Below are 9,773 nucleotides of genomic sequence, written 5' to 3'. Positions count from 1 at the left end.
GTTCTCACTGTACGCTTACATTTAAACAAATGCCACCAGTTCGAAAATGAGTATAAGTACACTTAATATATTGTTTTAATTATTCATTCCCTTTCATCCCAATTCTTACCCCTTACATTTTTGTTATTGATTTGTTGTTTTTGATCACAATAAGAAAACAATATGTAACTTTTGTGCGCATTTTTCAGAAATGTAGATATTTTTAGATTATGGCTACGAAATGAACATCGCCATGTCACCCTACATCTCATAAGAGGATCGCTTCTGATGAATGCACTGACCGCCGTACAAAACAACGCTGTCGATTCAGGCCAGGACTATAGCGGATTCACCCTCACCCCGTCGGCGCAATCCCCGCGTCTACTGGAACTCACCTTCACCGAACAGACGACCAAACAGTTCCTCGAGCAGGTTGCCGAGTGGCCCGTGCAGGCGCTGGAGTACAAATCGTTTCTGCGTTTTCGGGTGGGTAAAATTCTTGACGATCTCTGTGCGAACCAGCTGCAACCGTTACTGTTGAAGACGCTGCTAAACCGCGCTGAAGGTGCGCTGTTGATCAATGCGGTGGGTGTCGATGATGTCGCGCAGGCAGATGAGATGGTGAAGCTGGCAACGGCGGTGGCGCATCTGATTGGTCGTTCCAATTTCGATGCCATGAGCGGTCAGTATTACGCGCGTTTCGTAGTGAAAAATGTCGATAACTCAGACAGCTATCTGCGTCAGCCGCACCGTGTGATGGAGTTGCATAACGACGGTACCTACGTTGAAGAAATCACCGATTACGTGCTGATGATGAAAATCGATGAGCAAAACATGCAGGGCGGAAATTCGCTGCTGCTGCATCTCGATGACTGGGAACATCTGGACCACTATTTCCGCCACCCGCTGGCGCGTCGCCCAATGCGCTTTGCCGCGCCGCCGAGTAAAAACGTCAGTAAAGATGTATTCCATCCGGTGTTCGACGTCGATCAGCAGGGTCGCCCGGTGATGCGTTATATCGACCAGTTCGTCCAGCCGAAAGACTTCGAAGAAGGCGTGTGGTTGAGCGAGCTTTCCGATGCCATTGAAACCAGCAAAGGCATTCTTTCTGTGCCCGTTCCCGTTGGCAAATTCCTGTTGATTAACAATCTGTTCTGGCTGCACGGTCGCGACCGCTTTACCGCGCATCCGGATCTGCGTCGCGAACTGATGCGCCAGCGTGGCTATTTCGCTTACGCCACTAACCACTACCAGACGCATCAGTAAGCGCAAAGGAATTGAGCGGATGTATGATTTTGTGATTATTGGCGGCGGCATCATCGGCATGTCGACCGCCATGCAACTGATTGATGTCTATCCGGACGCCCGCATTGCGTTGCTGGAAAAAGAGTCCGGCCCGGCCTGTCACCAGACGGGCCACAACAGCGGCGTGATCCATGCCGGGGTCTATTACACGCCCGGCAGCCTGAAGGCGCAGTTTTGCCTGGCGGGAAACCGCGCCACCAAAGCCTTTTGCGATCAAAACGGCATTCGCTACGACAACTGCGGCAAGATGCTGGTTGCCACGTCCGATCTCGAAATGGAAAGGATGCGCGCCTTATGGGAACGCACGGCGGCGAACGGTATCGAGCGCGAGTGGTTAAACGCCGACGAACTGCGCGAGCGCGAACCGAATATCACCGGGCTCGGCGGCATTTTTGTGCCGTCCAGCGGTATTGTCAGCTACCGCGAAGTGACGGCGGCGATGGCAAAAATCTTCCAGGCCAGAGGCGGTGAGATTATCTATAACGCCGAAGTCAGCGGCCTTAATGAGCATAAAAACGGCGTGGTGATACATACCCGCCAGGGCGGCGAATATGAAGCATCGACGCTGATTAGCTGTTCCGGGCTGATGGCTGACCGGCTGGTGAAAATGCTCGGCCTCGAACCAGGCTTTATTATCTGCCCGTTCCGCGGCGAGTATTTCCGCCTTGCGCCGGAGCATAACCACATTGTTAACCACCTGATTTACCCCATTCCCGATCCGGCAATGCCGTTTTTGGGCGTGCATCTCACCCGCATGATCGACGGCAGCGTCACCGTCGGGCCAAACGCGGTGCTGGCGTTCAAACGCGAAGGCTATCGCAAGCGCGACTTCTCATTTAGCGACACGCTAGAGATTTTGGGCTCGTCGGGGATTCGCCGGGTGCTGCAAAACCATCTACGCTCAGGACTGGGCGAGATGAAAAACTCGCTGTGCAAAAGCGGCTATCTGCGGCTGGTGCAAAAGTATTGTCCCCGGCTTTCGTTAAGCGATCTCCAGCCCTGGCCCGCCGGTGTGCGGGCGCAGGCAGTATCGCCGGACGGCAAGCTGATTGACGATTTTCTGTTTGTCACCACCCCGCGCACGATCCACACCTGCAATGCGCCCTCCCCGGCAGCGACATCAGCAATTCCTATTGGTGCGCATATTGTCAGCAAGGTACAAACGCTGTTGGCAAGCCAGAGTAACCCCGGACGCACGCTGCGAGCGGCACGTAGTGTGGATGCCTTACACGCCGCATTTAATCAATAACCTTTGAAAACAGGACGTAACAATGAAACTTAACGACAGTAACTTATTCCGCCAGCAGGCGTTGATTAACGGGGAATGGCTGGGCGCCAACAATGGCGAGGTCATCGACGTCACCAATCCGGCGAACGGCGACAAGCTGGGTAGCGTGCCGAAAATGGGCGCGGATGAAACCCGCGCGGCTATCGACGCCGCCAACCGCGCCCTGCCCGCCTGGCGTGCGCTCACCGCCAAAGAACGCGCCACCATTCTGCGCAACTGGTTCAATTTGATGATGGAGCATCAGGACGATTTAGCGCGCCTGATGACCCTCGAACAGGGCAAACCGCTGGCTGAAGCGAAAGGCGAAATCAGCTACGCCGCCTCCTTTATTGAGTGGTTTGCCGAAGAAGGCAAACGCATTTATGGCGACACCATTCCCGGTCATCAGGCCGATAAGCGCCTGATTGTGATCAAGCAGCCGATTGGCGTTACCGCCGCCATCACGCCGTGGAACTTCCCGGCGGCGATGATTACCCGTAAAGCCGGTCCGGCGCTGGCGGCAGGCTGCACCATGGTGCTGAAGCCCGCCAGTCAGACGCCGTTCTCTGCGCTGGCACTGGCGGAACTGGCGATTCGCGCGGGCATTCCGGCTGGCGTGTTTAACGTGGTCACCGGTTCGGCAGGCGCGGTCGGTAATGAACTGACCAGCAACCCGCTGGTACGCAAACTGTCGTTTACCGGCTCGACCGAAATTGGCCGCCAGTTAATGGAACAGTGCGCGAAAGACATCAAAAAAGTGTCGCTGGAGCTGGGCGGCAACGCGCCGTTTATCGTCTTTGACGATGCCGATCTCGACAAAGCCGTGGAAGGCGCGCTGGCCTCGAAATTCCGCAACGCCGGGCAAACTTGCGTTTGCGCCAACCGTTTATACGTGCAGGACGGCGTGTATGACCGCTTTGCCGAAAAATTGCAGCAGGCGGTGAGCAAACTGCACATCGGCGACGGGCTGGATAAAGGCGTCACCATCGGGCCGCTGATCGATGAAAAAGCGGTAGCAAAAGTGGAAGAGCATATCGCCGATGCGCTGGAGAAAGGCGCGCGCGTGGTTTGCGGCGGTAAAGCACACGAACGCGGCGGCAACTTCTTCCAGCCGACCATTCTGGTGGACGTTCCGGCCAACGCCAAAGTGTCGAAAGAAGAGACGTTTGGCCCCCTCGCCCCGCTGTTTCGCTTTAAAGATGAAGCTGATGTGATTGCGCAAGCCAATGACACCGAATTTGGCCTTGCCGCCTATTTCTACGCCCGTGATTTAAGCCGCGTCTTCCGCGTGGGTGAGGCGCTGGAGTACGGCATCGTCGGCATCAATACCGGCATTATTTCCAATGAAGTCGCCCCGTTCGGCGGCATTAAAGCCTCGGGTCTGGGTCGTGAAGGTTCGAAGTATGGCATCGAAGATTACTTAGAAATCAAATATATGTGCATCGGTCTTTAACTGGAGAACGCGAATGAGCAGCAATAAAGAGTTAATGCAGCGCCGCAGTCAGGCGATTCCCCGTGGCGTTGGGCAAATTCACCCGATTTTCGCTGACCGCGCGGAAAACTGCCGGGTGTGGGACGTTGAAGGCCGTGAGTATCTTGATTTCGCGGGCGGGATTGCGGTGCTCAATACCGGGCACCTGCATCCGAAGGTGGTTGCCGCGGTGGAAGCGCAGTTGAAAAAACTGTCGCACACCTGCTTCTAGGTACTGGCCTACGAGCCGTATCTGGAGCTGTGCGAGATTATGAATCAGAAGGTGCCGGGCGATTTTGCCAAAAAAACTCTGCTGGTTACGACCGGTTCCGAAGCGGTGGAAAACGCGGTGAAAATCGCCCGCGCCGCCACCAAACGCAGCGGCACCATCGCCTTTAGCGGCGCGTATCACGGGCGTACGCACTACACGCTGGCGCTGACCGGCAAGGTGAATCCGTACTCTGCGGGTATGGGCCTGATGCCGGGCCATGTTTATCGCGCGCTTTATCCTTGCCCGCTGCACGGCATCAGCGAGGATGACGCTATCGCCAGTATCCACCGAATCTTCAAAAATGACGCGGCGCCGGAAGATATCGCTGCCATCGTGATTGAGCCGGTTCAGGGCGAAGGTGGTTTCTACGCCGCGACGCCAGCCTTTATGCAGCGTTTACGCGCGCTGTGTGACGAACACGGGATCATGCTGATTGCCGATGAAGTGCAGAGCGGCGCGGGGCGTACCGGCACGCTGTTTGCGATGGAGCAGATGGGCGTTGCGCCAGATCTCACCACCTTCGCGAAATCGATCGCGGGCGGCTTCCCGCTGGCGGGCGTCACCGGGCGCGCGGAAGTGATGGATGCTGTCGCACCGGGCGGCCTGGGCGGTACCTATGCCGGTAACCCGATTGCCTGCGTGGCGGCGCTGGAAGTGTTGAAGGTGTTCGAGCAGGAAAATCTGCTGCAAAAAGCCAACGATCTAGGGCAGAAGCTGAAAGACGGATTGCTGGCGATCGCCGAAAAACACACGGAGATCGGCGACGTACGTGGGCTGGGGGCGATGATCGCCATCGAGCTGTTTGAAGATGGCGATCATAGCAAACCGGACGCCAAACTCACCGCCGACATCGTGGCGCGCGCCCGCGATAAGGGCCTGATTCTTCTCTCCTGCGGCCCGTATTACAACGTGCTGCGCATCCTGGTGCCGCTCACCATTGAAGACGCTCAGATCCGGCAGGGTCTGGATATCATCAGCCAGTGTTTTGCTGAGGCGAAACAGTAAGTCCGTACCCATGCCGGAAGCGACGCATTGCGTCTTGTCCGGCCTACGAGAATCCAGGTCGGATAAGGCGTTTATGCCGTATCCGACAATCTGTACGTGAACAGGAATAAATCTATGTCGGCCGGATAAGGCGGAGCCGCTCTCCGGCAAAAAGAATCAATAACAATTAAACGCGTGACCCGACGCGGGAAATGTCGGGGCGCTCTCCCAAGTGACACACTTTCGAGAGGATTCAGGATGGGGCAATCATCGCAATCACATGAGTTAGGCGGCGGGCTGAAATCACGCCACGTCACCATGTTGTCTATTGCCGGTGTTATCGGCGCAAGTCTGTTTGTCGGTTCCAGCGTCGCCATCGCCGAAGCAGGCCCGGCGGTATTGCTGGCCTATCTGTTCGCCGGGCTACTGGTGGTTATGATTATGCGGATGCTGGCGGAAATGGCAGTAGCCACGCCCGACACCGGCTCCTTCTCCACCTATGCCGATAAAGCCATTGGCCGCTGGGCGGGCTATACCATCGGCTGGCTGTACTGGTGGTTTTGGGTACTGGTTATACCTCTGGAAGCCAACATCGCCGCCATGATCCTGCACTCGTGGGTTCCCGGTATTCCCATCTGGTTATTTTCCCTCGTTATCACCCTCGCCTTAACCGGCAGTAATTTATTAAGCGTTAAAAACTACGGAGAATTTGAGTTCTGGTTGGCGATATGCAAAGTGATTGCCATCCTGGCATTTATTTTCCTCGGCGCAGTGGCGATTAGCGGTTTTTACCCATATGCAGAAGTGAGCGGTATTTCAAGATTATGGGATAGCGGCGGCTTTATGCCCAACGGCTTCGGGGCGGTATTAAGCGCGATGCTGATCACCATGTTCTCGTTTATGGGCGCGGAAATTGTCACCATCGCCGCCGCAGAATCCGACACGCCGGATAAACATATTGTTCGCGCCACCAACTCGGTTATCTGGCGTATCTCTATTTTCTATTTGTGTTCTATTTTTGTCGTCGTGGCCTTAATTCCGTGGAATATGCCCGGACTGAAAACCGTGGGCTCCTACCGTTCCGTGCTGGAACTGCTGAATATTCCGCACGCCAAATTCATTATGGATTGCGTTATTTTGCTGTCGGTAACCAGTTGCCTGAACTCGGCGCTGTATACCGCGTCAAGAATGCTCTACTCCTTAAGCCGTCGCGGTGATGCGCCCGCGGTAATGGGTAAAATTAACCGCAGTAAAACCCCGTACGTGGCAGTATTACTCTCGACCGGTGCGGCATTTTTAACGGTGGTAGTGAACTATTACGCACCTGCTAAAGTGTTTAAATTCCTGATCGACAGCTCCGGCGCTATCGCCCTGCTGGTTTATTTAGTCATCGCCGTTTCGCAATTACGAATGCGCAAAATTCTGCTGGCAGAAGGCGGTGAAATTCGCCTGCGAATGTGGCTTTATCCGTGGCTCACCTGGCTGGTGATTGGCTTTATTACTTTTGTGTTGGTGGTAATGCTATTCCGTCCAGCGCAACAGTTAGAAGTGATCTCCACCGGCTTATTAGCGATAGGGATTATCTGTACCGTGCCAATTATGGCTCGCTGGAAAAAGCTGATAATGTGGCAAAAAACACCCATTCATAATACGCGCTGATAATGATCAGGAGTCACACCATGACCATTACGTCTCTGGATGGCTATCGCTGGCTGAAGAACGATATTATTCGCGGCAATTTTCAGCCGGATGAAAAATTACGGATGAGTTTGCTGACATCGCGTTATGCACTTGGCGTTGGGCCGTTGCGGGAAGCGCTTTCGCAACTGGTGGCAGAACGACTGGTCACGGTGGTGAATCAAAAAGGGTATCGGGTAGCCTCGATGTCAGAGCAGGAGTTGCTCGATATTTTCGATGCCCGCGCCAATATGGAAGCAATGCTAGTGAGTCTGGCGATTGCCCGCGGTGGCGATGAGTGGGAGGCTGACGTTCTTGCGAAGGCGCATCTGCTCAGTAAGCTTGAGGCCTGTGACGCCAGTGAGAAAATGCTTGATGAGTGGGATCTGCGTCATCAGGCGTTTCATACTGCAATTGTGACAGGCTGTGGTTCTCACTATTTGCTGCAAATGCGTGAACGGTTGTTTGATCTGGCGGCGCGCTATCGCTTCATCTGGCTGCGGCGAACGGTACTTTCCGTGGAAATGCTGGAAGATAAACACAACCAACATCAAATTTTAATCGAAGCCGTCCTGGCGCGAGATACCGCGCGCGCCAGTGAGTTAATGCGCCAGCATTTGCTGACGCCGATTCCCATTATCCAGCAGGCGATGGCGGACTAACCGCCATTACTCTGGAATACGCAACACTTGTCCCGGATAAATTTTATCCGGGCTTTTCAGCATCGGTTTATTCGCTTCGAAGATTTTATTGTACAGATTGGCGTTGCCGTAGACCTGTTTGGAAATGGCGCTAAGAGTGTCGCCAGACTTGACGGTATAAAACTGGCTGGCAGTGGCTGGTGTCGCAGTTTTTACCTGATCGTCTACGCTGGCGATACCAGAAATATTCCCCACCGCAACAAGAATTTTTTCCTTCGCTTCCTGGCTCAAACCATCACCAGTCACCGTCGCTTTGCCATCGGTAATTTGGATATTTACTTTATCGGCATCTGGAATGCCGGTTTTGTTCAGATGCTCCTGCACCTTCTTCGCCTGATCGTCTTTATCATGCTGACCAGTAACTGTATCCCAGAGCTTTTCTCCGGCATCTTTCACAAAATTGAACAGACCCATAGTTACCTCGTTCGTTAACGGAAACACTCAGAAAGTGTAGCAGAGGAACGCGGCGCACTAACGCCGCGGAGTAAGCACAGAGTTAATCGCGGGTTTGCACCCAGAAAGCGTGAATTAAACCAGGGATATACCCAAGCAGCGTCAACAAGATATTAATGATGAACGCCCAGCCAAATCCTTTGCCAAGCAGCACGCCGAGCGGCGGCAAAATGATGGTGATGACGATTCTCCAGAAACCCATATTTACTCCCTATAAGAAAATTAACCATTGTTTAAAAAGAGATTTTATCTCTTAAGCGTAATAATTTTAGCGGAACCAGCCAGTTTCAGCCTACGCGTTTACCCTCATTTACGCTGGTATACGTTGCATTTTTAGTTTAGAATTCACTTAATTTAGAAAATACTTAAATAAATATGACTGAACTCGCCCAACTACAAGCCAGCGCCGAACAGGCTGCGGCCTTACTGAAAGCAATGAGTCACCCCAAACGGTTGTTGATTCTGTGCATGCTTTGCGGTTCACCCGGCACCAGCGCCGGAGAACTGGCTCGCATTACCGGACTTAGCGCCTCCGCCACGTCACAGCATCTGGCTCGCATGCGTGACGAGGGGCTTATTGACAGCCAGCGGGACGCCCAACGCATTCTTTATTCCATTAAAAATGAGGCGGTAAATGCCATTATCGCCACCCTGAAAAATATCTATTGTCCGTAAGGAGTGACGATGGCTTTGATAACAATTTCACCGCATGACGCGCAAGAATTAATCGCGCGTGGTGCAAAGTTAATCGATATTCGTGATGCCGACGAATATCTTCGTGAACATATTCCAGCAGCCTGTCTGGCACCATTATCCGTGATAGAACAGTCTGGTCTTCCGGATAAATTGCGTAGCGAACAAATTATATTCCACTGCCAGGCAGGTAAACGCACCAGCAATAACGCCGATAAATTAGCAGCGATTGCCGCCCCCGCAGAGGTCTTTTTACTGGAAGATGGGATCGATGGCTGGAAAAAAGCGGGATTGCCGGTAGCAGAAAATAAATCTCAACCGTTGCCATTAATGCGTCAGGTACAGATCGCCGCTGGCGGCTTAATATTAATCGGCGTCGTACTGGGTTATGCCATTAATAGCAGCTTCTTCTTATTAAGTGGATTTGTCGGCGCAGGATTAATGTTTGCAGGAATCAGTGGTTTTTGCGGGATGGCAAGGCTATTAGATAAGATGCCGTGGAATCAGCGAACTTGAGAAGCAACGCCGGATGCGCCATAGAGGCGGCATCCGGCGCCAGGGATTAGATCAGGAAATCGTCGAGAGATTTACCTTCTGCCAGCGCCTGAGCAATTGGCTTCGGCGTACGGCCCTGACCGGTCCAGGTTTTGGTTTCACCATTGAAGTCGGTGAATTTATATTTTGCTGGACGCGGTTCACGCTTTTTACCTGCACGCGGTGCAGCTGTGCCGTTAGCTAATAACTCTTCCGGGTTAATACCGTCAGCTTTCATCAGCTCCAGCCAGGTGCTAATTTTTTCCTGGCGTTCTGCCAGTTCACGCTGCTGCTGTTCTTCTTCTTCACGTCTTTCTTTAGTGACAACCCTGAATTTTTCGAGCATTTCTTCAAGAACGTCAATGGAGAATTCGCGAGCCATTGCACGAAGGGTGCGGATGTTATTTAAGCTTTGTAACATTACAGACATAATAAAGA

The 9,773-nt window shown here is 53.2% G+C and carries 10 protein-coding genes and 1 pseudogene; 8 read left to right on the top strand and 3 right to left on the bottom strand.

From position 1 onward, the window contains the following. Window positions 1–267: 267 nt before the first annotated feature. The 6 genes and pseudogenes from glaH to csiR all read left to right on the top strand — a co-directional run bounded on the left by glaH (window position 268) and on the right by csiR (window position 7,616). On the top strand, window positions 268–1,245 hold the full coding sequence (gene glaH / locus FEK66_RS24415; protein ID WP_135494969.1) for a glutarate dioxygenase GlaH: 978 nt from the start codon (window positions 268–270) through the stop codon (window positions 1,243–1,245). Between the two features lie 19 nt (window positions 1,246–1,264). Next, the gene (lhgO, locus tag FEK66_RS24410) at window positions 1,265–2,533 is read left to right on the top strand and encodes an L-2-hydroxyglutarate oxidase (protein WP_130260080.1); all 1,269 of its coding nucleotides are present in this window, start codon (window positions 1,265–1,267) and stop codon (window positions 2,531–2,533) included. Window positions 2,534–2,555: 22 nt separating this feature from the next. Beyond that, a complete protein-coding gene (gene gabD, locus FEK66_RS24405; RefSeq protein WP_135494970.1) occupies window positions 2,556–4,004 on the top strand; it encodes an NADP-dependent succinate-semialdehyde dehydrogenase in 1,449 nt (482 codons plus the stop codon). A 13-nt stretch (window positions 4,005–4,017) separates the two neighbouring features. After that, a pseudogene (gene gabT, locus FEK66_RS24400) lies at window positions 4,018–5,298 on the top strand (4-aminobutyrate--2-oxoglutarate transaminase). Between the two features lie 237 nt (window positions 5,299–5,535). After that, window positions 5,536–6,936 (top strand): GABA permease, encoded by a 1,401-nt coding sequence (gene gabP, locus FEK66_RS24395; RefSeq protein ID WP_135407608.1) that lies wholly within the window; start codon window positions 5,536–5,538, stop codon window positions 6,934–6,936. Between the two features lie 20 nt (window positions 6,937–6,956). After that, a complete protein-coding gene (csiR, locus tag FEK66_RS24390; RefSeq protein ID WP_135494971.1) occupies window positions 6,957–7,616 on the top strand; it encodes a DNA-binding transcriptional regulator CsiR in 660 nt (219 codons plus the stop codon). Between the two features lie 6 nt (window positions 7,617–7,622). On the opposite strand, the gene kbp is transcribed toward csiR, so the two are convergent. Beyond that, window positions 7,623–8,069 (bottom strand): potassium binding protein Kbp, encoded by a 447-nt coding sequence (gene kbp / locus FEK66_RS24385; RefSeq protein ID WP_064529911.1) that lies wholly within the window; start codon window positions 8,067–8,069, stop codon window positions 7,623–7,625. An 82-nt stretch (window positions 8,070–8,151) separates the two neighbouring features. Further along, window positions 8,152–8,310, bottom strand: coding sequence for a YqaE/Pmp3 family membrane protein (locus FEK66_RS24380; protein ID WP_000508177.1), 159 nt, complete (start codon window positions 8,308–8,310; stop codon window positions 8,152–8,154). Between the two features lie 173 nt (window positions 8,311–8,483). Here FEK66_RS24380 and FEK66_RS24375 point away from each other — a divergent pair, with 173 nt between their 5' ends. Continuing rightward, window positions 8,484–8,783, top strand: a complete 300-nt coding sequence (locus FEK66_RS24375) for a metalloregulator ArsR/SmtB family transcription factor (protein WP_130208087.1) — start codon at window positions 8,484–8,486, stop codon at window positions 8,781–8,783. 9 nt (window positions 8,784–8,792) lie between these two features. Beyond that, window positions 8,793–9,317 carry a rhodanese family protein gene (locus FEK66_RS24370; protein WP_130260073.1) on the top strand — a complete coding sequence of 175 codons (525 nt, stop codon included), beginning with the start codon at window positions 8,793–8,795 and terminating at the stop codon, window positions 9,315–9,317. 46 nt (window positions 9,318–9,363) lie between these two features. On the opposite strand, the gene stpA is transcribed toward FEK66_RS24370, so the two are convergent. Next, window positions 9,364–9,765 carry a DNA-binding protein StpA gene (stpA, locus tag FEK66_RS24365; RefSeq protein WP_064529914.1) on the bottom strand — a complete coding sequence of 134 codons (402 nt, stop codon included), beginning with the start codon at window positions 9,763–9,765 and terminating at the stop codon, window positions 9,364–9,366. Window positions 9,766–9,773: the final 8 nt, after the last annotated feature.

It is taken from the genome of Escherichia sp. E1130 (assembly GCF_005781065.1).
Classification (GTDB): Bacteria; Pseudomonadota; Gammaproteobacteria; order Enterobacterales; family Enterobacteriaceae; genus Escherichia.
Note: the sequence above shows the minus strand (reverse complement) of the source record. Positions and strands in the feature narration are given on the sequence as shown.